This is a genomic window from Streptomyces sp. NPDC002911, from assembly GCF_053591835.1.
The window spans coordinates 317,962-343,194 of sequence record NZ_JBSFUO010000004.1 but is presented as its reverse complement, the minus strand read 5'-3'; the positions used below and the strand labels follow the sequence as shown (position 1 = coordinate 343,194).

The following is a 25,233-nucleotide window of genomic DNA, read 5'->3' as shown; positions in this document are numbered from 1 at the left end:
ACTTGCATTGAGCGTCTGTCTTGGGCTGTTGCATCTCTCACCTGCGCTGATGGTTCACAGGCGTCCGCACTAGTCCGTCGGCGTTCACGCAGTTAGACACTCAGCGTCAGCCACTATCCGGGAGCTCGAAACTAGGTCGTCACCTCGTCAATCGCGGCGAGGATCAACTCAGGCACCGCAGCGAGGGCGCTGTCCAAAAGGTACTCGATCGCTACAGCATCCTTGCTGCGGTTCACGTCAATCTGTGCAGTCCACTGGCCTGGCTGATAGCGAGCAAGCATCGATAGCGCGTAGAGCACCGCCCAATAGGCCAACAGAGGGTGCATCACGCGATCGTCACCGCCGAATCGCGCGTGGATCACTCGGGTGGAGCCTGAGAGGCTGCGTCCCTTCCACGGAGCGATGTCTCCGAACCTACGCTTGGCTGCTTCCTCTCCGCCTACCACGTCCCACACCAGTCGGCAGCCGATCGTGCCTTGTATCGAATCCCAGCTAGCCGGCCCGCTATCAGGGATGGCGCCAGTCGACTGGAAGCGGTACCCCATCAGCGACGGATAGTCGGCGAGCCACGCACGTACGCCTTGCTCACGATCCTGCGGGTTCGCGTGCTCTTGAAGGTTTCCGGGCAAGCCGGACACCGTCGCCTGCAAGGTGGTCGTCTCAACCGGATGAGTCTCTCTACTGACTGTGAGCTGCGGGCGGCTTGCAGTCTGCAGGGGCCATAGACTCACTTCCAAAAGTGACGCCCATACGTCCGCGAGACGGGCTTCGTCAGGCAATGATCGCGATCCGAGCATCGCCGCAATTTGAGTGAACGACTGAGTGCCGGCTGCGCCCTTGTCTTTGATGGTGACCGAGCCCAAGTCCGGCTGGTCCATCTGAGCTGCGGTGATTCCATGGCCGTTTAGGCGGTAATTGTCGGCAGGGACGGGCGCGCATGCTGCGATCGCCCTGCCTGCCTGGCTCAGCCCGTAGAAGAGCACGAGGGGCCTGGAAGCCGGTCCAACCGAGGCTGCTGCGGTGAAGAGTTGCTCCGACTGCTCCAGTGCTGCGCTGAACAGCTTCTGACGCGTTCCTGTGCCTGCGTACCCTGGCGGCTTCGAGCGGAGCTCTCGTAAGGCCCTCCATACTGCCGCTGTCGCGGGGTACGTCTGATCACCGTAAGTGGGATACGGCCTGCGAACCATGTCCAACCCCAAATGGATACGAGTACGGTCTAGCGCCCGTGACCTGTGCATTGAGGCCCAGAGCGCGTAGTTGATCTATTGCTAGCTGTCGTTTGCGGTTGACGCCGTACGCCGCGGAAACGGCCCTCGAAGCGCGAGCGGCTTCTACCGTGCCCGCTTGGACAGGTGCTTCGCGATCTCGCCAAGTTTGGCGATCACAGTTTCGCGCTCTAGAGCCGTCTCCTGCATGAGATCTAGATCGATTAGGTATGACATTTCCTCAACGGGCCCAGACGGGCCAGTGGCCCTCACCTTGATGGTGTACTGGCGCGGCAAGTCGGTGAGCGCATAGAAGCGGGGGCCAAAGGTGAAGTACCACTCCAGCCGGCGTCCAGGTGGCAAGTGTGACAACTTCCTACTCAACGCAACCCTCAGCTTCTCGTCCCACCCATCCCTCTCCCCACCTTGAAACGGCGGGTCAACCTTGATCTCAACGTTGCGGGCCACAGTGGCGCCAACGTTCTCCAGGGTGAAGACCAGAATCCCTGAGCCTCCAGCACGCGGCTGGATGTCTGGCACGACGTAGGGCTGGCTTGCTTCCCGCTGGATGCGCCTGTTCAGCATGAACTGCGCGTAGCTGAAGTAGAGCGCAACGAGGCTGACGAATGCCGCACATCCTGCGATCCAATTGCTCATGGCCGAGAGGGTACGGACTGGGACTGACAATGGTGAGCAGGTTTGCGGTTTCGCGGCACTCGCACCCTCGCCTCAACCCACCTCCCATCCCGTCCGCCTTCGACCCACACACCGTGGAGCGGGCGTGGTTCAGGGCGTCAAGGTGGAGCGCGCCACTGTACGAACGACCTTGACGCCCTGGGCCGCGGCTGCTCGGCTCTGCCTGGGTCGAAGGTGGTCGGGATGGGAGCCCGCAACGCTCACCACGAATCCGCCGGCACTCGCGAACGGCGCCCCTCCCATCCCGGAGTCTGAGCGCCCCCGCCGGAGGCATCGTCTTGAAGCAGCCGAATGATCTCTCGCTTCCGCCCGCAGCACGTAGCGCGCCGCCTGGCGCGGCCAGCCGGGGCGAAGACAGAGGCAGGCCGCGCCGCTGAGGCGGCGCGCGCCCGCGCCGTGCGCGGGTCTTGATGAAGTAGGGAAAGTTCTATCGCGTTGGCGTCAGGCGCTTGCCGTCGTGGCTTCGCACGTGGGGCCCGTTCCCGTCGAGGGCATCCAGCAACCGGACCGCGTAGACCTCGGACATCCACTCGGTGACCTCGTCCGGCGTGAGCCAGCCGACCGCGGTCGATTCGCTGGATGTTCGCTCGCTTCCGCCGGCGGGCTTGCATCGGAAGACCAGGGCGACGATGCCTCGCGTGGTGTTCTTGTAGACCCCGGTGAGCTCGTCCACCTCGACGTGGATGCCCGTCTCCTCCAGGACCTCGCGCTGTACGCCCGCCTCCGGGGTTTCGTCGAGTTCGAGCACACCGCCGGGGAGCTCCCAAGTGCCGTTGTCGGCACGGCGGATGGCCAGGAGTCGTCCGTCCTCGCGCACGACCACTCCGGCTACGGACACGGAGTGGAGCGGCGTTGACGTGCCTTCCTGCGCACTGTTACTCATGTACAGGAGCATAGGAGGAAGAGAAGGACTATGGAAACAGCAGTAGGAGGTGGGAAGTCCGTACCTCGGTACGTGCAGATCGCCGAGGAGATCGTTCAGCAGATCCGCGCCGGAATCCTCAAGCCCGGTGACATGGTGCCCAGCGAATCGGAGCTCGTGGAGCGCTACGGCGTCTCGGGCGGCACCATCCGCAAGGCCATGGTGGAGGTCCGCGCGAGTGACCTCGTGGAGACCCGCCAGGGCAAGGGGTCCATGGTGAAGGCGCGGCCCCCGGTACGGCACCGCTCCTCGGACCGCTTCAAGCGCTCCCATCGGCAGGGCGGCAAGGCTGCGTACCTCGCCGAGTCGGAACAGTCCGGCGCCAAAGCGGGCGTCAGTGTTCTCTATATCGGTCCGACGGACGCTCCGAACGACATCGCGGAGCGGCTCGGCGTCCCGGCCGGCACTCAGGTGCTCGCCAGGCGTCGCCTCTACTTCCGCAACGAGACCCCAGTGGAGACGGCCACGTCGTACCTCCCGTGGGACGTTGCGAAGGACATCCCCGAGCTGTTCGCGAAGAACCCCGGCGGTGGTGGCATCTATGCCCGCCTCGAAGATCATGGGCATGAGTTCGCCGAGTTCGTCGAGACGCTGCAAGCCCGGCTGGCCACCAAGGCTGAAGCCTCCGAACTGGCCCTGAGTCCCGGCGCTTCAGTGGTTCATCTGATCCGTGAGGCAAGGACGACGGAGGATCGTGTTGTAGAGGTGTGCGACACGCTCATGGCCGCTGACCAGTTTGTTTTCAGCTACCGGATCCCCGCCTCCGACTGACGCGCTCTCAACTCCCCACGGCCCGCCGCGACTTCTTCGTCTCGGCGGGTTGACTCATGTATAGGAGTGATGCACTCTTCTTTATGCCACTCATGTACATGAGTGGCTGAGTCGAAGACATCTATAGGAGTGATCTTCTGTGCGTACGATCCCCGTCGACACCTCCGCCGCGTCCGTGATGGTCGCCAAGCCCCCGCAGATCAAGGTCAAGGACCGCCGGACCGGCGAGATCGCGGTGGACGTCGAGAGCGGCGCGAAGCTCATGACCGTGGACGTGATGTTCGCGGCGAACGAGGAGGTGGAGATCCTTTCGGTCACCGTCCCTGAGCCTGGCATCTCCGGTGAGCTGATGATGGGCACGCCTGTCGCCGTCACCGGACTGATCGCTCGGCCGTGGGAGAACGAGTTCAACGGGCAGAAGCGCCACGGCATCGCCTTCCGCGCGGTGGCGGTCACCTCGCTCGTTGTTGCTGCCGAGAAGCCCAAGGCGGCCTGATCATGACCGGGTGCCTGGTCTCGCTGCTGCTGCTGCTGCTGGTCGTCGTCACCGCACTGATCCTGCGGTGGCGGCGTCCCGCCTGGTACTGGATGACCTTCGGGGTCACCCTTGCCGCGTTGCGAGTAGCTGTCCGATACGCCTCGGTCATGGACGCCTGCGGACTCACCGTTCCGCCCGCGCGTTGGCGTCTCTCCCTCGCCCGGATGACGAACCGCCCTGTTTCCGAGTCGAGGGCCCCGCGCATTCTTCGACTCCGGCCTACTCGTACCGGGCTGCTCCTGCGGATCAAGCTCCGTCCCGGTCAGGATGCCTTCGACGTTGCCTCGGCCACCGACCGCCTCCGGCACTCCTTCGGGATGTACGGAGTCACCTCCCGCGAACTCCGCTCGGGAATTGTGGAGTTACGGATGACGGGATACGACGTCCTCCAGCGGGTGCAGATGCCCGCAGAAACCGACCCCGCGCCGATGCGTATCCCTGTCGCGCTGCGCGAGGACGGGGCCGTCCACTACCGCGACTACCGGACTGTGCCTCACGGGCTGACGCTCGGCGCGACCGAGTCGGGAAAGTCTGTCTACCAGCGCAACCTGGTCGCCGGCCTCGCGGCGCACGACGTCGCGCTCGTCGGGATCGACTGCAAACAAGGAGTCGAGCTCTTCCCCCTGGCTCGGCGCTTCTCCGCCCTCGCCGACAACCCGGACACCGCGCTCGAACTCCTCGAAGTCCTCGTGCAGCACATGGAGGACGTCTACCAGCTCATCCGCTCCGCTCAGCGCATCACCGTCGACGTTCCGGACGCCGACATAGCCGCCGATATCTGGGACCTGCCGACCGACATACGTCCGACTCCGGTCGTGGTCCTGGTCGACGAGGTCGCTGAGCTGGCGCTGTTCGCCACAAAGGACGAGGAGAAGCGCCGCGACCGGATCGTCACTGCTCTGGTACGCCTCGCCCAACTCGGTCGTGCCGCGGGGATCTACCTGGAGATCTGCGGCCAGCGCTTCGGATCCGAACTCGGCAAGGGCATCACGATGCTCCGTGCCCAACTCACCGGTCGCACCGCCCACCGCGTCAACGACGAGTCCAGCGCCAACATGGCCTTCGGAGACATCGCTCCGGACGCCGTACTCGCCGCAATCCAGATTCCCACCGACGTCCCCGGCATCGCGGTCTCGGGTGACTCGACCGGTGGATGGACCCGCATCCGAGCTCCCCACACCTCTCTGCGCCAAGCCGTGAACATCTGTAACCGGCACGCCGACCGCACTCCGGATGTGCCCGCCCTCGCGGCCTTCCGGCCCGCCGTCACACCCCTGGCCTCTGCCACCGCACCGCTTGCCGAAGCCGCGCCCGCCACCGCCTGACCTCTCCGCACACCGGTCGGCGCGACCATCCCCCGCGCCAAGTCCCTACCCGCCCCATGCCAAAAGGAGGAGTCCGCGATGGCCCGTCCCTCCGTCCGCGTGGATGCCGTACTGATCCAAGCCGTCATCGCTGGTGCGCTGTCCTTCGCCCATCTCCACGACCTCGCCGCCGCCGCGGGCCAGGACGGCTGGAAGGCATGGGCGTACCCGATCAGCGTTGATTTGCTCCTGGTCGCTGCCTGGCGTCGGCTGCGAAAGGACGGTCCGTCCCGGCTCGCCTGGTGCTGGTTCCTGATCGCGCTCGTCGCTTCGCTCGGTGCCAACGTCGCCACCGCCGGATTCCTCGATCTCGCGCACCCTCCGGCCTGGTTGCGCTTCGGCATCGCCGGATGGCCCGCGCTCGCCTTCCTCGGCGGGACGCTCCTCGCCCACACCGCGCCTCCGGTTGAGGACCGGATGCCCGTTCCGCCGGCGCCTGCGGCTGACCCTCCGGCGCCGGAGCTCGTCACCGAGGAACAGGCCCCGGAGCTGGCACCAGCGCCGATTCCCGCCGCTGAGGAGTCTCCAGTCCTGCCTCCCGCCGACACATCTCCGCCCGTGCCGGCCGCGCTCGTCGACCACGCCCGGAAGGTCGCCGACGACCACCGCACCCGTACCGGTTCACCGATCGACACCGACACACTCCGCGCCCGTCTCGGAGTCCCTCCCCAACTCGCCGCTGCCATCGCCGCCCAGCTCGCCTGAACCGAGAGGAGATCCACCATGCCCGCCCGCGACCACTTCCACTCCGTGATGCGGATCGGACCTGTGCAGATCGGAACCCACCGCGACCGGCACGGCCGCACCCAACACGCCGCCGTGTGCACCGCCGATCGCTGCGGCTGGTCGTCCGACTTCACCAGCCGGTCCGCCGCCCAGCTCGCCGCCCGCACCCACCGATGCAAGGTCCGCTGAAGGAGACCGCCATGGACGTACCGCTCTGGCTCGCCCTGATCGCCGTCGGCTGGCTCGGCGTGAAGCTGATTCGCCCGCCCTGGTGGCTCGTGCTCGTGCTGCTGCTCGGCGGCTACCTCCTCGCCGACAGCCTCCTGACACCCGTGATCGACACCGCCGTCAAGTAACCCCGACTGAAGGGAGAACCGTCATGTTCCGCCCGAGGATCCCCACCAACCCGCTGCCTACAAGAGTCGTTACGGGCACCGCCCGGAGCGACGTCCCCGCCGTGCGCCACGAGACCCCGACCCCAGTGCCGGTCATCGCGGCTCCTGCCCGTCCCACGGTTCAGCTCACGCCGGGTGCCGTCGTCGCCGTCATCGGTGGCGGCACGGCCGTGGTCCTGGTCGTCGGCGCGGTCCTGGTCTCCATGCTCCTCGCGGCCGCCGTCACCGCCGCGTCGCTCGCCATCAGCGCGTTGGTCGTCCGCTCTCTCGTGGCGTCGCAGAACCACCGCTGACCGGCTTCCGGGCGGCCTCGATACCGCCAAGCATCCGCCGCCCGGAAGCCGTGCTCCTGCCCGAACCACAGATCCGGAAGGAAGCACCATCATGACCGACCGCACCGCCCGCCGCCGGGGGAGTGCACGTGCCTGAGTCGCTGCTCGACCGGCTCACCCTCGGCGATCTGTTGAGGGTGGCCTCTGCCCCCGAGTTCCGCCGCTGGGAGGACCAGATCCGCCGTACCGGTGGCTGCTCCAACCCGATCCACCTGACCGGATGGACCCTCACTAAGGACAAGACCACCGGCGAGACCCTTCACCACTACTCGACCGAGACGGAACCCGGCGGACGTCTCCGCCTCGCCTGCGGCAACCGCCGCGCTTCCCGCTGCCCCTCTTGCGCCTGGACGTACGCCGGAGACACCTTCCATCTGATCCGCGCGGGCCTGGCCGGAGACGACCGCCGCGACGTCCCCGCCACCGTGCGGGATCACCCCCGCGTCTTCGCCACCCTCACCGCTCCGTCCTTCGGCCCCGTTCACAACCGTCCCGACCATGGCACCTGCCGCTGCGGTGGCCGGCACTCCGCGGACGCACCCGAACTAGGCACCGCGCTGGATCCCGAGACGTACGACTACGCCGGATCGGTCCTGTTCACCAACCACGCGGGCGACCTCTGGATGCGGTTCACCACACGCCTCCGACGGGAGATCGCTGCCCGCGCCGGACTCACGCAGGCGGAACTGAAGGAGTCGGCCCGACTCTCGTACGGCAAGGTCGCGGAGTTCCAGAAGCGCGGGGCGATCCACTTCCACGCCGTGATGCGGATCGACGGACCCGACGGGCCTGGCACTCCTTCTCCGTCCTGGGCCACCGTTGACCTGCTCACCGACGCAATCCACGCAGCTGCTCGGCACAACTACACCTCGGTGTCCGCTCCCGCCGTCGACGACCAGCCCGCTCGTACCTTCCGCTGGGGCACACAACTCGACGTCCGCCCAGTCACCGCCTTCGGCGACGGCTCCGACATCACCGAACAGGCCGTGGCGTCCTACGTCGCGAAGTACGCCACCAAGGCAGCGGAGAACACAGGCACTCTGGACCGCCGCATCGGTGAACTCTCCGAACTCGATCGCCACGGCGTCCCCGACCACGCCCGCCGCCTCATCGCCGCGTGTCATCTCCTCGATCCGCTCTATCCCGAACGTCGGCTGTGGGCCTGGGCGCACATGCTCGGGTTCCGGGGGCACTTCTCCTCGAAATCCCGCCGCTACTCGACCACCCTCGGCGAGCTCCGCCAGGCCCGCGCCGACTTCCGCGCCGCGCAGGAACGACAGTCCCTTGGCCTGGAGGACCGCGCCCCGGACACCGTGCTCGTTCTGGCCGACTGGCAGTACGCCGGTCACGGCCACTCGCCCGGCGAATCCGTCCTCGCCGCGACCATCGCTCGTGGTCTCCAGCTCAACCGCGAGACCGCCCGTGAAGTCATGGCGGAGCTGGTCGATGAGGGGGAGTGGTGACCATGGCGCATCCTCTGCCGAGCCGCTACCTGACGCCTGACGACCTGGTCGAGATGTTCGAGCTGCCCAGCGTCGAGACGGTCTACCAGTGGCGCCGGAAGCGGACCGGCCCCCGCGGCTTCCGTGTCGGCCGGCACCTCCGCTTCGACCCCGACGACGTACGGGCCTGGGTCGACTCCCGCCGGAGCGAGGCGGCTGCCTGATGGCCGGACACATTCAGGACCGCTGGTTCGTGACCGTGACCGGCCCTGACGGTAAGCCACGCAAGGTGAAGTCGGATCGCTACGGAGTGGGGTCCCGCTACCGCGCGCGCTACGTCGGTCCGGACGGCACGGAGAAGTCCAAGAGCTTTCCGGACCGACAGAAGCGGCTCGCTGATCAGTGGCTTGCCCACACCGAAGCGGACATGGCGCGGGGACAGTACATCGATCCTCGCGCCGCCCGGACCACGTTCCAGCAGTACGCGGAGGGCTGGGTGTCCACACAAGGGGCGGACCCCAACACGCAAGCCTCGATGGAGTCGCAGCTCCGGCTGCACGCGTTCCCGTACCTCGGCACGCGTCCGCTCGGTTCGTTCCAGCCGGCGCACATCCGCGACTGGGTGCAGCAGCTTCAAGCGAACGGGGTCCGTGGCTCGTATGCCCGGACGATCTACTCCAACGTACGGGCGGCTCTCAGCGCGGCCGTGGACGACGGGCACCTTCCACGGAACCCTTGCGCTGCCCGTTCGGTACGGCCGCCGACCGTGGACACGAAGCGCGTCACGCCTTGGACGACGGAACGGCTCTTCGCTGTGCGCGCGGGCATGCCGGAGCGGTATCAGGCGATGGTCGACCTGGGCGGCGGCTGCGGCCTACGCCAAGGCGAGATCCTGGGCATCGCGGTGGACGCGATCGACTTCCCGTCGGACACGTTGCACGTTGTCCAGCAGCTCAAGCTGAGCCGCAGTAAGCCGGTCTTCGCCCCGCCCAAGGGCGGCAAGCTCCGGGACGTACCGCTCCCCGGCCCGGTCGCTGAGGCACTTCGGGCCCACATGAAGCAGTTCCCGCCAGTCAAGATCACGTTGCCGTGGAAGGTCGCGGGCGGACCGCTGGTGACCAAGCGGCTCATCTTCACGGGTCCACGCGGTGGTCATGTCTGGCGCACCTCGCTGAACGAGGAGGCGTGGAAGCCGGCTCTCGCCTCGGCCGGCGTCATCCCGGTCCCGGAGGCTGGAGCTACGCACACCGAGTCACGCGAGAACGGGATGCACGCCATGAGGCACTTCTACGCGTCAGTGCTGCTGGACGCCGGGGAGAACGTCAAGGCGTTGGCCGAGTACCTCGGGCACTCGGACCCCGGCTTGACGTTGCGCGTGTACGCGCACCTGATGCCATCGAGTCAGGAGCGCACCCGCAAGGCGATTGCTGCTGTGTTCGCCTGAGGGGCGGTGCATCGTCGCAGAAACGTTCCGTCCGTTGCCCGGTTTCGGAAGTGCCGCCCCGCAGCATTACGGAAGCTGGTATTTGGAATCACCACACGTGAATGTTCCTCACTCGCAGCATTGCGGAAGCTGGTATTTGGAATCACCACACGTGAATGTTCCTCACTCGCAGCATTGCGGAAGCTGGTATTTGGAATCACCACACGTGAATGTTCGTCGCCCCGCAACGTTTTTCACAGCCCCACTCGCCTTCTGCAGGCCCGTCACCAGGCCTCTTGGCTGGCTTGGTGGTCGCGGTGGATACTGGTTGGGCGGCCTGCTTCCCGTCCGGCGGGGCCACCTACTGTTTCAGTAGGTGGCGTTGACTCGGGTGCCCCGAGGAGCCCCTCGTCACGGTACTCGCTGTGTCGTTGCAAAGCTGGGAGCATACGGCGACTTCGATGTTTTAGGTGCGGATTTGTGAGGTCTCCCATTAGGCCGCTAAAGTCCACTAAGCCGTCGAGAGAACAAGAGGGGCCGCTCACTGGCATGAGCAGCCCCTCGCTCCGTCGGCACACTTATTCGCCAGTGCGATAGGAGAAGTAATGCGCCCTACGGAGAAGCCCATGGTGCCACGACGCGGACTGCGTATCGACCTCATCCCCCGTGAGCTGCCTCTGGTCCTCATTGGCCTCGGTGGCGCGACGCTTGCCGTGTGGGTCGGCGCCGAACCTGTCGCTGTCCTCCCGCTTGCCTTCCTGGTTTCGGTACGAGTGGGGCTCCGCAGCATCTGACCGCGACGGCCCACAGACGGCCCAGCGCACCAAAAAGCCCCCCACCAAGCGGAAAACCAGCAGGTGGGGGGCTAGTTCAGCTCTGCTTACTTCTTCTTGCCCTGGTTCTTCACGGCCTCGATCGCGGCCTTCGCCGCGTCCGGGTCGAGGTAGGTGCCGCCCGGCTTCAGGGGGCGGAAGTCGGCGTCCAGCTCGTAGGCGAGCGGGATGCCGGTCGGGATGTTGAGGCCCGAGATGGCGTCGTCGGAGACGCCGTCCAGGTGCTTCACCAGACCACGCAGGCTGTTGCCGTGGGCGGCGACCAGGACGGTCTTGCCGTCGAGGAGGTCCGGGACGATGCCGTCGTACCAGTACGGCAGCATGCGGATGACGACGTCCTTGAGGCACTCCGTGCGCGGGCGCAGCTCCGACGGGATCGTCGCGTAGCGCGGGTCGGCGCTCTGCGAGAACTCGGTGCCGTCCTCGAGCGCGGGCGGCGGGGTGTCGTACGAACGGCGCCAGAGCATGAACTGCTCCTCGCCGAACTCGGCGAGGGTCTGCGCCTTGTCCTTGCCCTGGAGGGCGCCGTAGTGGCGCTCGTTCAGCCGCCAGGAGCGGTGCACGGGGATCCAGTGACGGTCAGCGGCTTCCAGCCCGAGCTGGGCGGTGCGGATCGCGCGCTTCTGGAGGGAGGTGTGTACGACGTCGGGGAGCAGGCCGGCGTCCTTGAGCAGCTCACCGCCGCGGACCGCCTCCTTCTCGCCCTTGTCGGTGAGGTCCACGTCCACCCAACCGGTGAACAGGTTCTTCGCGTTCCATTCGCTCTCGCCGTGGCGGAGGAGAATCAGCTTGTACGGTGCGTCGGCCATGGGCTCGAGCGTAATCGAAGCCGTGCGGCCTCTGTGCGCCCGGCCGAAGGGCGGACCCGGGGCGAGGACGGGGCGAGGACGGGGTAGGCGCCCGGGTCCGACGATTGACGGGCGACGTCACTCACGCCCCATTCGTACGCGCACGTCCTCGGGGCGGCTCTATGCCTGCCCCGGTCTCAGGAAGGCGGCACCCTCCCGGACCCGGCCGCACCCGCCACGTCCCCCATGCCCGCCACGTCCCCACGCCCGCCGGGTCGGCGGAGGCAGAGCCGGCGGTCCGAGGGGCGCGCGGCCGTGGCGTCCCGCGGCGGACGCGCGTCCGCCGCGGGACGCACCCCGGGTACTGGCCCTGAGCAGCCCTACGCGGACTCAGCCACCGCACTGGCACGGCGCGCCGGACTGGCAGCCGCACCCACAGCCCGAGCCGCAGCCGCAGGCCCCCAGCAGGGGCAGATGCACCACTTCGGGCGGGGTCTCCTGCTGGGGTTCGGTCATGGGGGAATCGGCCATGGTCCCTCCTCAGGGCGTAAGACAGGCTCGCCCCTCTTGCATGCCCAGCCCTGAGGGCGCAGCAACGGCGCACGAGTGCTGGAACGGAAGTACGGCCGCCGTGACCGTTGCGCCCCTACGCTCCCTCCACCGGCGCCGCCGCCTGGATCTCGTCCGCGTGCTCACCCGTGACCAGGTAGACGACACGCTTGGCGACCGACACGGCGTGGTCGGCGAAGCGCTCGTAGTAGCGGCCGAGCAGCGTCACGTCGACGGCCGTCTCGATGCCGTGCTTCCAGCGGTCGTCCATCAGGTGCTGGAACAGCGTGCGGTGCAGCAGGTCCATCTCGTCGTCGTCCTGCTCCAGCTGGAGCGCGAGGTCGACGTCCTTCGTGATGATCACCTCGGCGGCCTTCGCCATGAGCCGCTGGGCGAGCTGCCCCATCTCCAGGATGGTGGCGTGCAGGTCGTGCGGCACCGCCGACTGGGGGAAGCGCAGCCGCGCCAGCTTGGCGACGTGCTGGGCGAGGTCGCCCGAGCGCTCCAGGTCGGCGCTCATCCGCAGCGAGGTGACCACGATCCGCAGATCGGTGGCCACCGGCTGCTGGCGGGCCAGCAGCGCGATGGCGCGGGCCTCCAGGTCGTGCTGTAGGTCGTCGACCTTCTGGTCCGCGGCGATCACGCTCTCGGCGAGCTTGAGATCGGCGTCGAGCATGGACGTCGTGGCCCGTCCGATCGCTGAGCCGACGAGCCGGGCCATCTCGACCAGTCCCTCGCCGATCGAATCGAGTTCCTCGTGATAGGCGTCGCGCATGGAAGTCCCTCTCCAGATCCTTGGACCGACCGGCAGTCGGGGGGCGGCGTCGCCCGCCCTCTCGACTGCCGGTCGGGCATACTGCGGCCGGGGTCTTGGGTCCGACCCCCCACGCTGCCACGGTGCGGGGCCAACGCGTCGGGTTCCGGCCGCCTAAATGAACCACCACTATCCCCTCGGTGAACTCTGGGCGACGAGTGTTCGAGATGGCACCCGGATGGCTGGGAGAGTGTCGGCGCGCCCGCATAACCTTGAAGCATGGACGTGAACGCGGCGGTCGCCGCAGCTGCCGCGATCGCCGGGCTGTGTACCGGTGTGATCGCCATGCTGGCGTTCCGCTGGAGCGAACGAGAGCAGAAGCGGCCCACGCGTACGTCCCTGCGCCCGGACGGCAATGCCGCGCTGCCCCCAGGGGTGGACACGGTCCTGTCCGTGCTCAGCTCGTCAGCCGTCGTGCTCGACGAGAGCGACAGCGTCGTCAAGGCCAGCTCCGCGGCGTATGCGCTGGGCCTGGTCAGGGGCGGGCGCCTGGCGGTCGATCCGATGCTCCACATGGCCAGGGACACACGCCGGGACGGTGAGATACGGCAGGTCGAGCTGGACCTGCCGCGTCGCGGTACGGGCCGGGGCGAGGCGCTCGCGGTCTCGGCCAGGGTCGCCCCGCTGGGCTCCCGGCTGGTCCTGCTGCTGGTCGAGGACCTCACGGAGGCCCGGCGCATAGAAGCGGTGCGGCGCGACTTCGTCGCCAATGTCAGCCATGAGCTGAAGACCCCCACGGGCGCACTGTCGCTGCTCTCCGAGGCCGTCATGGACGCCTCCGACGACCCTGAGGCGGTGCAGCGGTTCGCCGGGCGCATGGAGATCGAGGCGACCCGGCTGACCAACCTCGTACAGGAGCTCATCGACCTCTCCCGGGTGCAGAACGACGACCCGCTCGAGGACGCCGAGCCCGTACGGGTGGAGGAGCTGGTCGTCGAGGCCGTCGACCGGTGCCGGCAGCAGGCAGGCTCGAAGCAGATCACCATGGCCTCGGGCGGCACCGCGGACCTGTTCGTCTGGGGGAACCGGAGCCAGCTCGCGGCAGCCCTCGGCAATCTGGTGGAGAATGCCGTCAACTACAGCCCCGCCCGCACCCGCGTCGGCATCGCCGCACGGAAGATGGCCGCGCCCGGCGGGGATCTGATCGAGATAGCCGTGACCGACCAGGGCATCGGCATCTCCGAGAAGGACCGCGAGCGCGTCTTCGAGCGGTTCTACCGCGTCGACCCGGCCCGCTCACGGGCCACCGGTGGCACCGGTCTCGGCCTCGCCATCGTCAAGCATGTGGCCGCCTCGCACGGCGGGGAGGTCACCGTATGGAGCTCGGAGGGACAGGGCTCCACGTTCACCCTGCGACTGCCCGAGTCGGGCGTCGTACGGGGTCGTACCACCGGCGGACCACTCGTCGTCAACGGTGCTGTTGACGACGACGGGCCGTACGAGACCGATTCCTATGAACCATTTCCTGCCCCGGAGGCCCTTCCGTGACCCGAGTGCTTGTCGTCGAGGATGAGGAATCCTTCAGCGACGCCCTGTCCTACATGCTCCGCAAGGAAGGCTTCGAGGTGGCGATCGCGGCCACCGGCCCGGACGGCCTCGACGAGTTCGAGCGCAATGGCGCCGATCTCGTGCTGCTCGACCTGATGCTGCCGGGCCTGCCCGGTACGGAGGTCTGCCGGCAGCTGCGTGTCCGGTCCAACGTCCCGGTGATCATGGTCACCGCCAAGGACAGCGAGATCGACAAGGTCGTAGGCCTGGAAATAGGAGCTGACGACTATGTGACCAAGCCCTTCTCCTCGCGGGAGCTGGTGGCCCGCATCCGCGCGGTCCTGCGCCGCCGCGGAGAGCCGGAGGAGGTCACCCCCGCTGCCCTGGAGGCCGGCCCGGTCCGGATGGACGTGGACCGTCACGTCGTCACGGTCTCCGGCGGCAAGGTCGACCTCCCGCTCAAGGAGTTCGACCTGCTCGAGATGCTCCTGCGTAACGCGGGACGCGTACTGACGCGCATGCAGCTGATCGACCGTGTCTGGGGCGCGGACTACGTGGGCGACACCAAGACCCTGGACGTCCACGTCAAGCGGCTCCGCGCCAAGATCGAGCCCGACCCCGGGGCGCCGCGTTACCTCGTGACGGTGCGGGGCCTGGGGTACAAGTTCGAGCCGTAAACCGAGGGCTGCGGGCTGCGTGGGGTGTCTCCGCCGGAGACACCCCACGCGCGCGATCAGTGATCGGCGGCCGCGTCGTCCGTTGGCGCGGCCGAGTCGTCCGGCGTGCCCGAAGGGCTCTCGGACTCACCCGGCGCGCCGGAAGCGGAGTCCGTGGGCGTGGGCTCCGCCGACTGCGGTGCGGCCGGGCCGAAATCCTTGTAGGAGCCGGTCGCCGGGACGATGGCGGCGCCGAGCTCGACGTCACCCGTCTCGCTGAACGCGAAGGTGACGGTCTGGACGTTTCCGTCGCGCCCGGCCTGGCGGCCGTTCTCGATCACGGCCGAGGCGTTGTTCTTCCCGCCGATGACGACCCTTCCACCGGCCGGGACCACGAGCGGTCCCTTGCCCTCGGCGGCCTGCAACTTCACCGCGGCGTCGGTGCCCGGCAGAGTGATCTTCTCGACGGTCTCCCGCTTCGTGCCGTCGTTGAACAGGGTCGCGGCGATGACCGCCGGTCCCTCGGCGTCCGGCTCGGGCTGGGTGATGATGTTCAGGTTCTGGATCTTGATGGAGCCGACAGCTGTAGCTGCGTTGTCCGGCCTGACCTGAAGCGTCTGCGCGTCGTTGCCGGCACCGCACGCGGACAGCGCGCCGATCGAGAACACGAGGGCAGTGGCGGCGAGGGCGCCGTGTCGAAGGCTGCGGCTCACGGCGGCGGCAACTCCTTGAACGTTCGGACTGCGGACTTCGGACTCTGCGGACAGGAAGGCCCGAGCGGCCGTCAAGCCGCCCCAAGTGTGTCAGCGGCCTCAGGTTACCGAGTCGCTCTCCCGGGCCCGCACCCGACCCGCCCCACGGGCGGCCCGACCTGTGAACCGGCACCGCCGGCCGTGGCGCGGACACGTCCCGGCCGGGGCGCGGCCGTCTTCCCGGTCATATCGATTCGCACGGTGTTCACAAAGCGCGGGTGATCAGTGCGGTGACCGGCCGATGATCGATTTTCGGGCGGTGGCGCATTTCCCGCGCATAATGCACCCGGCTCCACGCCGTTGATCAATTTCAATGGCCACCGACGCTAAGAGCCGTACGGGTGATCGAGGTCCGAACGGAGTACAGAAAGTTCACCATCCCGAATCCGACAAAACGGGATGTTTGGCCCCTTCTTGAGGTCTTCCGACATCTGTGACGCGTGTGTTTCGGCGTGCCTGCACGCCTGCTCCGACCTGCGAATATCGCCTTCCGGAAGGCTCCCGCAGCACGTTCCTGTCGCAGTTGTCAAGCCCTGAGATATGCCCTGACCTGCGAAAACGCCATTCAGGAGAAGCCGTTCTCGTGTTACTCTGGATAGCCACGGAAGGGGTACCTGTCACATGACGTTCAAGGTTGGCGACACCGTGGTCTATCCCCATCACGGGGCCGCGCTGATCGAGGCTATCGAAACTCGCCAGATCAAAGGCGTGGACAAGACCTACTTGGTGCTCAAGGTCGCCCAGGGCGATCTGACGGTTCGTGTGCCGGCGGACAATGCGGAGTTCGTCGGTGTGCGTGACGTGGTCGGGCAGGAAGGGCTGGACCGGGTCTTCGAGGTGCTGCGCGCGCCGTACGCCGAAGAGCCGACGAACTGGTCCCGACGCTACAAGGCAAATCTCGAGAAGCTCGCCTCCGGCGATGTCATCAAGGTCGCCGAAGTGGTGCGTGACCTGTGGCGTCGCGAGCGCGAGCGTGGGCTCTCCGCCGGCGAGAAGCGCATGCTCGCCAAGGCCCGGCAGATCCTGGTGAGCGAGCTCGCTCTCGCGGAGAACACGAACGAGGACAAGGCCGAGGCCCTGCTCGACGAGGTCCTCGCGTCCTGAACCGGACGACACCGGTGGCCGGGCGACATCGGTGACCGGATGGCGCCGGTGAACTGACGCCGACGTCGAGTAAATGTGCCGCGGTGCCCGCTGACCAGCCGTCTTCACGGTGGGTCGTCGGGCGCTGCGGCATGTTCGGATCCGAAAAGGATCCATCCGGAACCGGAACCGTCCGCGAAACCGGAACCGTCCGGGAAACCGGAACCGTCCGGGAGACCGACCGACTGTTCCCCGGTGCCGTCCCCTCAGCGATTCCACCGACCCTCGCTGTGGCTTGGCCGACCAGGGGTCACGGAAGGGGTCCTGGTCAGGTCAAGGCATCGGGCCCGGCTCTCCCCCAACCTACGGTCGGGGGCACCCCCCAGGCCATACCCATGTCCGCCGTGGAAACAAACCTGCCGAAGCTTCGGAGTGCAACCGATGTCACCGATGTCCCCGACGTCTGATGGACCGAGCCCCTCCCGCACCGCGGCGGTGATCCCCGCAGCGGGCCGCGGCGTCCGGCTCGGCCCCGGTACCCCGAAGGCGCTGCGCGCGCTCGGCGGTACGCCCATGCTCATCCACGCCGTACGGGCCATGGCGGCTTCCCGCGCCGTCACCCTGGTCGTCGTGGTCGCGCCACCGGACGGCGCGCCCGAGGTCAAGAACCTCATCGACGGGCACGCACTGCCCGAGCGCACCGACTACGTCGTCGTCCCCGGCGGGGCGACGCGCCAGGAGTCCGTGAAGCTCGGCCTCGACGCCCTGCCGGACGACGTGTCCGTCGTACTCGTCCATGACGCGGCCAGGCCCCTCGTGCCGGTCGACACCGTGGACGCCGTCATCGAAGCCGTACGGGCCGGAGCTCCCGCCGTCGTTCCCGCGCTTCCTCTCGCCGACACCGTCAAGGAGGTCGAGCCGGGTGAGGCGGGCGCACCGGAGCCGGTCCTCTCGACCCCCGTACGGGCGCGGCTGAGGGCCGTGCAGACGCCCCAGGGCTTCGACCGGAACACGCTCGTCCGGGCGCACGGAAGTGTGGCCGTCGACGGCGAGGGTGCGACCGATGACGCGGGCATGGTCGAACGGCTGGGCTCGCCGGTCGTAGTCGTGCCCGGGCACGAAGAAGCGTTCAAGGTGACCCGGCCCCTGGATCTGGTCCTGGCGGAGGCCGTTCTCGCACGCCGGAGGGCGAACGATGGATTCTGAAGCAGTCAGGCAGCGGCAGCCGGCTCCCGTGATCCCGCGCGTCGGCATCGGGACCGACATCCACGCGTTCGAGGAGGGCCGCGAGCTCTGGTGCGCCGGCCTGCTGTGGGAGGGCGAGGGTCCCGGCCTCGCCGGGCACTCCGACGCTGACGTCGTGGCGCACGCCGCCTGCAACGCCCTGTTCTCGGCTGCCGGACTCGGCGACCTGGGGCAGCACTTCGGCACGGGCCGTCCGGAGTGGTCGGGCGCGTCAGGCGTGACCCTGCTCACGGAGGCGGCCAGGATCGTGCGCGCCGAGGGCTTCGGGATCGGCAACGTGGCCGTGCAGGTCGTCGGCCTCCGGCCGAAGATCGGCAAGCGGCGCGACGAGGCCCAGAAGGTGCTGTCCGACGCGGTCGGCGCCCCCGTCTCGCTGTCCGCCGCCACCTCCGACGGTCTCGGGTTCACCGGCAGGGGCGAGGGAATCGCGGGCATCGCGACCGCCCTGGTCTACCGCGCCGAAGGCTGACCCGCCCGCTGATCCGCCCTGACGGCCGGGCGCGCGGACCGGCCGCCGGGAGCCCCGCCGCCTTATTGCACATCACTTGCACGTAGGCTGGTCCGGCAAGTGACGTGCCGTACGGCCAGGAGCGAGGGGGAGCGTCAGTGGTGAACGCGACCGCCGGGGCGACGAGGGACGCGCGGGCAGGTGCGGACGGATACGTCCTGCGGACCGCCACCGCGCGGGACGTCGGCGGGGCCCGTGCCGTCATGCTGGACACCGTCTACCACGACCTGCGCTCGGGCTACGTACCCCGCTGGCACGCCGACATCATCGATCTCGAGGGCTCCTACCTGCGCCCCGAACGGTGCACCCTCCTGGTCGTCGTACGCGGCGACGAGGTCGTGGCGACGGGCGCCGTGCGGGACCGGGGCCCGCAGGCGCCGCCCAATCCGCAGTGGGTCGCGGACCGTTTTCCCTCCGGCTCGACGGCCCAGCTGTGCCGGATCTACGTACGCCCCGAGCACCGCAGGCACGGCCTGGCCCGCGGGCTCGTCCGGGAGCTCGGGGACTTCGCCGCGCGGGCGGGCGGCTACACGTCGCTCTATCTGCACACCGATCCGGCCGTGCCGGGCGCCGAGCCGTTCTGGCGGTCGCTGGCCCATGAGGTCTGCGACGAACGCACGCTGCCGGGTGGTGGTCACGACGTCATCCATTTCGAGCTGCCGATGCCTGCTCCCAGCGGCCTGAACGCCCCGAACATCTGATGATAATCGTTTTCATATAGGGTCTTTGTCATGCCTCCGTCCCGAAGCCGCCGTTCCCCGCTGCTGGTCGTCGCCGCCTCCGCGGCCCTGCTGTGCCCGCTCGCCGCCTGCTCCTCGTCGAGCGGCTCGGGGCCGTCCGGTGACGCGCAGCGGCTCCGGGTCGTCCTGGCCTTCCCGCCCGCCCAGGCCATGTCCCCGTACGGGGACGACGCGGTCACCCTCAGCCGGCTCGCCGTCATCGAGGGCCTCACCAGCCTGGACAAGAACGGCGCCGCCAAGCCCGCCCTAGCCGCGTCCTGGAAGCAGGACAACCCCACCACCTGGACGTTCACCCTCCGCGACGCCGTCTTCCAGGACGGTGCGAAGGTCGACGCCGACGCGGTCGTCCGCTCCCTCACCGCCGCGAGCGAGGCGTCCCCGCTGCCACGGGTGCTCTCCGACACCACCCTGAAGGCGACCACCGTGAGGGGTGGGGGTGCCGACACCGTGCGGATCGTCACCGAGAAGGCCGACCCGCTGCTGCCGCAACGGCTCGCCAACCCGTCCCTCACGATCCTCTCCGCCGGCGCCTACAAGAACGGCAAGGCGAACCCCGCAGGGCATGCCACCGGCCCGTTCACCCTGACCGACGTCAAGGGCGCGGTCGCCGCCACCCTCGAGCGCAACGACGAGTACTGGGGCGACAAGGCGAAGGCCCCGGGTGTCGACGTCACCTTCGCCGCGGACGGCACCGCCCGCGCCAACGCGCTGCGGACGAAGGCCGTCGACGTCGCCGAATACGTACCGATCTCCCAGGCGTCACTGCTCGGCGACTCCTCCGTCCACGAATTCCCCTCCGCCCGCACCAACGGCCTCTCCCTCAACACCGAGCGTGGCGTCTTCGCCGACCCGGCCATGCGCGCCGCCGCCCGCGAGGCCATCGACTCCGAGGCCCTGGTCGACGGGGTGTACGAGGGCCGCGCCGACTCCGCGCAGGGACTCCTCGGCCCCGGCATCCCCTGGGCCGCCGACAAGCGCACCGCACCCACCGGCCGGACCCCGGCGGCGAGCCGCGGCGAGGTGGCGAAGACGAAGAAGATCGTCCTCGCCACCTACACCAACCGGCCCGAACTCCCCGAGGTCGCGACGCTCGTCCAGCAGCAGCTCGAGAAGCGCGGTTTCACCGTCGAGCAGGTCGTCCGCGACTACGCGCAGATGGAAGCCGACGCGCTCGCGGGGAAGTACGACGCGTTCATCCAGGCGCGCAACACCCTGCTGGACACCGCCGACCCGGTTTCCTACCTCGCCTCGGACTTCACCTGCGACGGCAGCTTCAACATCTCCCAGCTCTGCGACAAGCGCGTCGACGTCGCAGTGGACAAGGCCGCCTCCCTGACCGCCACCGACGACCGCCACGGCGCGGAGATGACCGCCGAGGCCGCCGTCCTCGGCGCCGACGCGCTCGTACCTCTCGTCCACGAGCGCTTCGTCCAGGGCTACGACGACACACGGGTCGAAGGCGTCGCTCTCGACCCGATGGAACGCACCCTCATCACCGCCGACACCCGCGTCGGGTGACCGCGTGAGGTACCTGGCCGGGCGGCTCGGCGCGCTCCTGGCCGTCGTCGCCGTCATCGGCCTGCTGCCCTGGCTGACCCGCACCGATCCCGCGCTGACGATCCTGCACGCCCGCTACGCCGACCGTCCGCCCACACCGGCCGTGCTCGACGCGATCCGCGCCGAGACCGGACTCGACGGCGGCCCGCTGCACGTCCTCGCCGGCTGGGCCTCCGGACTGCTGCGCGGCGACCTGGGGGATTCCTGGGTCTCCGGACAGCCGGTCGGCCCCGACGCGACCTCCGCGCTCGGTGTCTCCCTCACCCTCATGGGCGTCTCGCTCGCCGTCGCCGTCCTCCTGGCGCTCGCCCTCGTCGCAGGAACACTCCGGAGGGGCGCCCGCCGCCGGCTCGTCACCACCCGGGCGGGCGTCGGCGCGGCCGTGCTCGCCGCACTGCCGGAATTCCTCCTCGCCGCGGTCCTGGGCACCGTCCTCGCCGTACAGCTGGGCTGGTTCCCCGCGCTCGGCTGGGGCGGGGCCGACCGGCTCGTGCTGCCCGCCCTCGCCATGGGTGTCCCCGCCGGTGCGCTGCTCGGACGGTTGCTGGACGACGCGCTGCCCGCCGCGTTCGCCGAACCCTGGGCGCGCGCCGCCACCGCCCACGGGATGCCCGCCCGCCGGATCGCGGCCCACGCCCTGCACCGCTCCCTGCCCGCACTGCTGCCTCAGCTCGGCCTCGTCGTCGTAGGACTCACCGGTGGCGCCGTCGCCGTCGAGACGCTCTACGTCATACCCGGGCTCGGCGGCACGGCCCTGGCCGCCGCCCTGGCCCAGGACCTGCCCGTCCTCCAGGCGTGCGTGCTGCTCCTGCTCCTCCTGGGCGTCGCCGCCGGACTCGCGGCCCGGCTCGGCTCCAGGGCCCTGCTCGGTCCCGCCCGGACCGACGGCGCCCTCCCGCCGCTCGTCGCGCCGGCCCTCCCCACCCGCCGCGCCGTGACCCTCGGGGCGGCGGTCCTGGGCGCCCTCCTCGTCGCCGTCGTACTCACCGGCCTGCTGCGGGACCCCCTGTACGCCGATGTCGCCGCCCGCCTCATGTCACCCTCGGCGGCCCATCCGCTGGGCACCGACTCCCTGGGCCGCGACGTACTCGCCCGCCTCGGCCACGGGGCGGCCACGACCGTGCTCACCGCGGTCGCCGTCGGCGCCGTCACACTGCTACTGGGACTGCTCGCCGGGGCAGCCCGCGCAGGTGCCCTCACCGAGACGGCCAACGCGCTGCCCGCGGTCCTGGCCGGTCTCCTCGTCGCGGGGATCGCGGGCCCCGGCGCCTGGGGCGCGGCCGCCGCCGTCGCAGCCGTCGCCTGGGCCCCGCTCGCCGCCCACACCTCCGCGCTGTACGCCCAGGAACGCGCCGCCCCGCACGTCACCGTGGCCCGCGCCCTCGGCGCCGGCCCATGGCACCGGCTGCGCCGCCACATCCTGCCGGGCGTCCTGCCGCCGGTCGTACGACACGCCGTCCTGCGCGTCCCGGCCATCGCCCTGGCGCTCGCCTCGCTCGGCTTCCTCGGCCTCGGGACCCCGGCCCCGGCACCCGAGTGGGGCCGCATGCTCTCCGAGAACATGCCGTACGCCGAACGCGCACCCTGGGCTGTCCTCACCCCCGCCGTCGCCCTCGCCGTCCTCGGCGCGCTCGCGGTGCTGACCTCGGCGGCCGTACGCGGCAGAGGACGTGGATGACGCCGTCCACGGCCGGCACGCCGAGCATCCCGTCCGGCACCGCCCCGGAGCACAGGTCCTACCTCCGGCTCCTGACCGTCACCCAGTTCGCCTTCAACACCGGCTTCTACGCGGTCCTGCCCTACCTCGCCACCCACCTCGGCGACGGGCTCGGCATGGCGGGGTGGCTCGTCGGGCTCGTGCTCGGCCTGCGCACCTTCAGCCAGCAGGGCCTCTTCGTCGTCGGCGGCGCCCTCACCGACCGCTACGGCCCCCGGCCGGTCGTCCTCACCGGCTGCGTCCTGCGCATCGCCGGATTCTGCTGGCTCGCCCAGGCGGGCTCCACCCCCACCGTCATCGGCGCCGTCCTCCTCATCGGCTTCGCCGCGGCCCTCTTCTCACCCGCCGTCGAATCGGAGACCGCCAGGACCGCCGTCGCCCACGAGGCCGGGACCGGGAAGCCGCGCGCCCAGGTGCTGGCCGTGTTCTCCGCCGCCGGCCAGGCCGGGGCCTTCCTCGGCCCCCTGCTCGGCAGCCTGCTGCTGCTCCTGGGCGGCGGATTCCGGACGGCGTGCCTCGCCGGAGCCGTGGTCTTCGTCGGCGTACTCGCCGGGCACGCCCGCCTCATGCCCCGCCGGCCACCCCGCGTCCGGACCGCCCGGGCGGGCGCCTTCCTTCCCCGCCAGGTCTTCGCCAACCGCCCCTTCCTCGTGCTCTGCCTCGCGTACAGCACCTACCTCGTCTCCTACAACCAGCTCTATCTCGCCCTTCCGGCAGAGGTGGAGCGGGCCACCGGCTCCCAGAGCGCGCTCGGCGGGCTCTTCGCGCTCTCCTCCCTGCTCGTCGTCGCCGCCCAACTGCCGCTGACCCGCTGGTCCGCCCGCCGCATCGCGCCCCGGACCGCCCTTGTCGCGGGGCTCGCCGTCGTCGCCGCCGGATTCGCCGCGGTGCCCCTCGCACCGGACGGACCCACCGGGCTGCTCCCCGGTGCCGTGCTCGTCGTCCTGCTCACGCTCGGTCAGATGCTGCTGGTCCCGGCAGCCCGGGGGCTCGTACCCGACCTGGTCGACGACGACCGGCTCGGGCTCGCCACCGGGGCCCTGTCCTCCCTGTCGGGCCTCGCCGTCCTCGTGGGCAGCGCCGCCACCGGAACGCTCCTCGGCACACCCGGCCCCGTCCTGTGGACGGTGCTCGCCACCGTCCCTCTGGCCGGTGCGGCGCTCGCCCTGACCCTGTCCGGAAAAACGCGCACGCCGGAGTCCGGCAGCAACGTCACCGATCAGTTGTGACACGTTTTCCAGAGGGTGCGCCGGGCACGGGCGCGGGCCCACTACCCTTGAGGGGTGACTATTCGCCTGTACGACACCGACGCCCGGCAGATCCGTGATTTCGTCCCGCTCACAGCGGGCTGTGTCTCGATCTACCTCTGTGGCGCGACTGTCCAGGCCGCCCCGCACATCGGGCACATCAGGTCCGGGCTGAACTTCGACATCATGCGCCGCTGGTTCGACCACCGCGGGTACGACGTGACGTTCATCCGGAACGTCACCGACATCGACGACAAGATCATCAGGAAGTCCGCCGACCAGGGCCGCCCCTGGTGGTCCATCGGCTACGAGAACGAGCGCGCGTTCAACGCCGGCTACGACGCCCTGGGCTGCCTCCCGCCCACGTACGAGCCGCGGGCCACCGGCCACATCACCGAGATGGTCGAGATGATGCGCGGCCTCATCGAGCGCGGCCACGCCTACGAGGCCGACGGCAACGTCTACTTCGACGTGCGCTCGTACGAGGGATATCTCGAGCTCTCCAACCAGGACCTCGACGACCTGCGCCAGCCCTCCGGCGACAACGAGACCGGCAAGCGGGACCCGCGCGACTTCGCCATGTGGAAGGCCGCCAAGCCCGGCGAGCCCAGCTGGGAGACCCCGTGGGGCCGCGGCCGTCCCGGCTGGCACCTGGAGTGCTCCGCCATGGCGCACAAGTACCTCGGCACCGCCTTCGACATCCACGGCGGCGGCATCGATCTGATCTTCCCGCACCACGAGAACGAGATCGCCCAGGCCAAGGCCTTCGGCGACGACTTCGCGAAGTACTGGGTGCACAACGGCTGGGTCACCATGTCCGGCGAGAAGATGTCGAAGTCCCTCGGCAACTCCGTGCTTGTCAGCGAGATGGTCAAGGCCTGGCGCCCGATCGTCCTGCGTTACTACCTCGGCACCCCGCACTACCGGTCCATGATCGAGTACAGCGAAGAGGCGCTGCGTGAGGCCGAGTCCGCCTTCGCGCGGATCGAGGGCTTCATCCAGCGCGTGGTGGAGAAGGCCGGGGGGCCGGTCGAGCCCGCCGCCGAGGTGCCGCCCGCCTTCGCCGACGCCATGGACGACGACCTCGGCGTTCCGCAGGCGCTCGCGATCGTCCACACCACCGTCAGGCAGGGCAATTCAGCCCTCGCCGCTGACGACAAGGAAGCCGCCGTCGCCCGCCTCGCCGAAGTGCGCGCGATGCTCGGCGTCCTCGGTCTGGATCCGCTCGACCCCCACTGGGTGGGGGAGAGCGACCGCGGCGAGGATCTGCACGGTGTCGTCGACACCCTCGTACGGCTCGTCCTCGACCAGCGCCAGTCCGCCCGCGAGCGCAAGGACTGGCCCGCCGCCGACGCGATCCGCGACCAGCTCAACCAGTCCGGCCTCGTGATCGAGGACAGCGCCGGCGGACCCCGGTGGACCCTCGGACCGCGCTGAGCGGA

The 25,233-nt window shown here is 69.3% G+C and carries 28 protein-coding genes; 21 read left to right on the top strand and 7 right to left on the bottom strand.

Going from position 1 to position 25,233, the window contains the following annotated elements; translation table 11 throughout:
- Nucleotides 1–131: 131 nt before the first annotated feature.
- The 3 genes from ACWD04_RS09465 to ACWD04_RS09455 all read right to left on the bottom strand — a co-directional run bounded on the left by ACWD04_RS09465 (nucleotide 132) and on the right by ACWD04_RS09455 (nucleotide 2,796).
- Complete coding sequence (locus ACWD04_RS09465; RefSeq protein WP_451130013.1) at nucleotides 132–1,187, bottom strand: YaaC family protein; 1,056 nt, start codon at nucleotides 1,185–1,187, stop codon at nucleotides 132–134.
- 144 nt (nucleotides 1,188–1,331) lie between these two features.
- Nucleotides 1,332–1,862 carry a hypothetical protein gene (locus ACWD04_RS09460; RefSeq protein ID WP_451129793.1) on the bottom strand — a complete coding sequence of 177 codons (531 nt, stop codon included), beginning with the start codon at nucleotides 1,860–1,862 and terminating at the stop codon, nucleotides 1,332–1,334.
- Between the two features lie 466 nt (nucleotides 1,863–2,328).
- The gene (locus ACWD04_RS09455) at nucleotides 2,329–2,796 is read right to left on the bottom strand and encodes an NUDIX hydrolase (protein WP_450165063.1); all 468 of its coding nucleotides are present in this window, start codon (nucleotides 2,794–2,796) and stop codon (nucleotides 2,329–2,331) included.
- Nucleotides 2,797–2,814: 18 nt separating this feature from the next.
- Between ACWD04_RS09455 and ACWD04_RS09450 the strand changes: the two genes are divergently transcribed.
- From ACWD04_RS09450 to ACWD04_RS09400, 11 genes are all read left to right on the top strand, one after another.
- The gene (locus ACWD04_RS09450) at nucleotides 2,815–3,594 is read left to right on the top strand and encodes a GntR family transcriptional regulator (RefSeq protein ID WP_103511814.1); all 780 of its coding nucleotides are present in this window, start codon (nucleotides 2,815–2,817) and stop codon (nucleotides 3,592–3,594) included.
- 139 nt (nucleotides 3,595–3,733) lie between these two features.
- A complete protein-coding gene (locus tag ACWD04_RS09445; protein WP_248585145.1) occupies nucleotides 3,734–4,090 on the top strand; it encodes an SCO3933 family regulatory protein in 357 nt (118 codons plus the stop codon).
- Between the two features lie 2 nt (nucleotides 4,091–4,092).
- The gene (locus ACWD04_RS09440; protein ID WP_451129790.1) at nucleotides 4,093–5,457 is read left to right on the top strand and encodes an FtsK/SpoIIIE domain-containing protein; all 1,365 of its coding nucleotides are present in this window, start codon (nucleotides 4,093–4,095) and stop codon (nucleotides 5,455–5,457) included.
- Between the two features lie 78 nt (nucleotides 5,458–5,535).
- Entirely contained in the window at nucleotides 5,536–6,201 is a 666-nt protein-coding gene (locus ACWD04_RS09435) for a DUF2637 domain-containing protein (RefSeq protein WP_383808442.1), read from the top strand.
- An 18-nt stretch (nucleotides 6,202–6,219) separates the two neighbouring features.
- Nucleotides 6,220–6,411 (top strand): mobile element transfer protein, encoded by a 192-nt coding sequence (locus tag ACWD04_RS09430; protein WP_329208681.1) that lies wholly within the window; start codon nucleotides 6,220–6,222, stop codon nucleotides 6,409–6,411.
- 11 nt (nucleotides 6,412–6,422) lie between these two features.
- Entirely contained in the window at nucleotides 6,423–6,578 is a 156-nt protein-coding gene (locus ACWD04_RS09425) for a hypothetical protein (RefSeq protein WP_014047489.1), read from the top strand.
- Nucleotides 6,579–6,601: 23 nt separating this feature from the next.
- Nucleotides 6,602–6,910 carry a SpdD-like protein gene (locus ACWD04_RS09420; protein WP_451129787.1) on the top strand — a complete coding sequence of 103 codons (309 nt, stop codon included), beginning with the start codon at nucleotides 6,602–6,604 and terminating at the stop codon, nucleotides 6,908–6,910.
- A gap of 128 nt (nucleotides 6,911–7,038) precedes the next feature.
- On the top strand, nucleotides 7,039–8,412 hold the full coding sequence (gene repSA / locus ACWD04_RS09415) for a replication initiator protein RepSA (protein ID WP_451129785.1): 1,374 nt from the start codon (nucleotides 7,039–7,041) through the stop codon (nucleotides 8,410–8,412).
- Nucleotides 8,413–8,414: 2 nt separating this feature from the next.
- A complete protein-coding gene (locus ACWD04_RS09410) occupies nucleotides 8,415–8,615 on the top strand; it encodes a helix-turn-helix transcriptional regulator (RefSeq protein WP_381759137.1) in 201 nt (66 codons plus the stop codon).
- The gene (locus tag ACWD04_RS09405) at nucleotides 8,615–9,835 is read left to right on the top strand and encodes a tyrosine-type recombinase/integrase (RefSeq protein ID WP_451129782.1); all 1,221 of its coding nucleotides are present in this window, start codon (nucleotides 8,615–8,617) and stop codon (nucleotides 9,833–9,835) included. Before ACWD04_RS09410 ends, ACWD04_RS09405 begins: the two co-directional genes overlap by 1 nt.
- Before the next feature lie 605 nt (nucleotides 9,836–10,440).
- Entirely contained in the window at nucleotides 10,441–10,608 is a 168-nt protein-coding gene (locus tag ACWD04_RS09400; RefSeq protein WP_451129780.1) for a hypothetical protein, read from the top strand.
- Nucleotides 10,609–10,694: 86 nt separating this feature from the next.
- Here ACWD04_RS09400 and ACWD04_RS09395 read toward each other — a convergent pair whose 3' ends face one another.
- The 3 genes from ACWD04_RS09395 to phoU form a co-directional block, all read right to left on the bottom strand.
- Nucleotides 10,695–11,456, bottom strand: coding sequence for a phosphoglyceromutase (locus ACWD04_RS09395; protein ID WP_451129778.1), 762 nt, complete (start codon nucleotides 11,454–11,456; stop codon nucleotides 10,695–10,697).
- A gap of 369 nt (nucleotides 11,457–11,825) precedes the next feature.
- Nucleotides 11,826–11,966: a hypothetical protein gene (locus ACWD04_RS09390; RefSeq protein ID WP_451129776.1), complete on the bottom strand. Its 141-nt coding sequence runs from the start codon at nucleotides 11,964–11,966 to the stop codon at nucleotides 11,826–11,828.
- Between the two features lie 115 nt (nucleotides 11,967–12,081).
- Nucleotides 12,082–12,759 (bottom strand): phosphate signaling complex protein PhoU, encoded by a 678-nt coding sequence (phoU, locus tag ACWD04_RS09385; protein ID WP_033248220.1) that lies wholly within the window; start codon nucleotides 12,757–12,759, stop codon nucleotides 12,082–12,084.
- A gap of 258 nt (nucleotides 12,760–13,017) precedes the next feature.
- Here phoU and ACWD04_RS09380 point away from each other — a divergent pair, with 258 nt between their 5' ends.
- Together ACWD04_RS09380 and ACWD04_RS09375 are read left to right on the top strand one after the other, a co-directional pair.
- Nucleotides 13,018–14,286, top strand: a complete 1,269-nt coding sequence (locus ACWD04_RS09380; protein WP_451129774.1) for a sensor histidine kinase — start codon at nucleotides 13,018–13,020, stop codon at nucleotides 14,284–14,286.
- Nucleotides 14,283–14,963 (top strand): response regulator transcription factor, encoded by a 681-nt coding sequence (locus ACWD04_RS09375; protein ID WP_014047499.1) that lies wholly within the window; start codon nucleotides 14,283–14,285, stop codon nucleotides 14,961–14,963. Before ACWD04_RS09380 ends, ACWD04_RS09375 begins: the two co-directional genes overlap by 4 nt.
- Before the next feature lie 56 nt (nucleotides 14,964–15,019).
- On the opposite strand, the gene ACWD04_RS09370 is transcribed toward ACWD04_RS09375, so the two are convergent.
- Nucleotides 15,020–15,655, bottom strand: coding sequence for a DUF461 domain-containing protein (locus tag ACWD04_RS09370; protein ID WP_451129772.1), 636 nt, complete (start codon nucleotides 15,653–15,655; stop codon nucleotides 15,020–15,022).
- 660 nt (nucleotides 15,656–16,315) lie between these two features.
- On the opposite strand from ACWD04_RS09370, the gene ACWD04_RS09365 reads away from it, so the two are divergent.
- The 8 genes from ACWD04_RS09365 to cysS all read left to right on the top strand — a co-directional run bounded on the left by ACWD04_RS09365 (nucleotide 16,316) and on the right by cysS (nucleotide 25,228).
- Nucleotides 16,316–16,798, top strand: a complete 483-nt coding sequence (locus ACWD04_RS09365; protein WP_006380568.1) for a CarD family transcriptional regulator — start codon at nucleotides 16,316–16,318, stop codon at nucleotides 16,796–16,798.
- A 420-nt stretch (nucleotides 16,799–17,218) separates the two neighbouring features.
- Nucleotides 17,219–17,983 carry a 2-C-methyl-D-erythritol 4-phosphate cytidylyltransferase gene (gene ispD / locus ACWD04_RS09360; protein WP_451129770.1) on the top strand — a complete coding sequence of 255 codons (765 nt, stop codon included), beginning with the start codon at nucleotides 17,219–17,221 and terminating at the stop codon, nucleotides 17,981–17,983.
- The gene (ispF, locus tag ACWD04_RS09355; protein ID WP_451129768.1) at nucleotides 17,973–18,491 is read left to right on the top strand and encodes a 2-C-methyl-D-erythritol 2,4-cyclodiphosphate synthase; all 519 of its coding nucleotides are present in this window, start codon (nucleotides 17,973–17,975) and stop codon (nucleotides 18,489–18,491) included. Before ispD ends, ispF begins: the two co-directional genes overlap by 11 nt.
- A 137-nt stretch (nucleotides 18,492–18,628) precedes the next feature.
- The gene (locus tag ACWD04_RS09350) at nucleotides 18,629–19,231 is read left to right on the top strand and encodes a GNAT family N-acetyltransferase (protein WP_451129766.1); all 603 of its coding nucleotides are present in this window, start codon (nucleotides 18,629–18,631) and stop codon (nucleotides 19,229–19,231) included.
- A 30-nt stretch (nucleotides 19,232–19,261) separates the two neighbouring features.
- Nucleotides 19,262–20,788 carry an ABC transporter substrate-binding protein gene (locus ACWD04_RS09345; RefSeq protein WP_451129764.1) on the top strand — a complete coding sequence of 509 codons (1,527 nt, stop codon included), beginning with the start codon at nucleotides 19,262–19,264 and terminating at the stop codon, nucleotides 20,786–20,788.
- Nucleotides 20,789–20,792: 4 nt separating this feature from the next.
- Nucleotides 20,793–22,505, top strand: coding sequence for an ABC transporter permease subunit (locus ACWD04_RS09340; RefSeq protein ID WP_451129762.1), 1,713 nt, complete (start codon nucleotides 20,793–20,795; stop codon nucleotides 22,503–22,505).
- On the top strand, nucleotides 22,502–23,773 hold the full coding sequence (locus tag ACWD04_RS09335; protein ID WP_451129760.1) for an MFS transporter: 1,272 nt from the start codon (nucleotides 22,502–22,504) through the stop codon (nucleotides 23,771–23,773). Before ACWD04_RS09340 ends, ACWD04_RS09335 begins: the two co-directional genes overlap by 4 nt.
- Before the next feature lie 54 nt (nucleotides 23,774–23,827).
- A complete protein-coding gene (gene cysS, locus ACWD04_RS09330; protein ID WP_451129758.1) occupies nucleotides 23,828–25,228 on the top strand; it encodes a cysteine--tRNA ligase in 1,401 nt (466 codons plus the stop codon).
- Nucleotides 25,229–25,233: the final 5 nt, after the last annotated feature.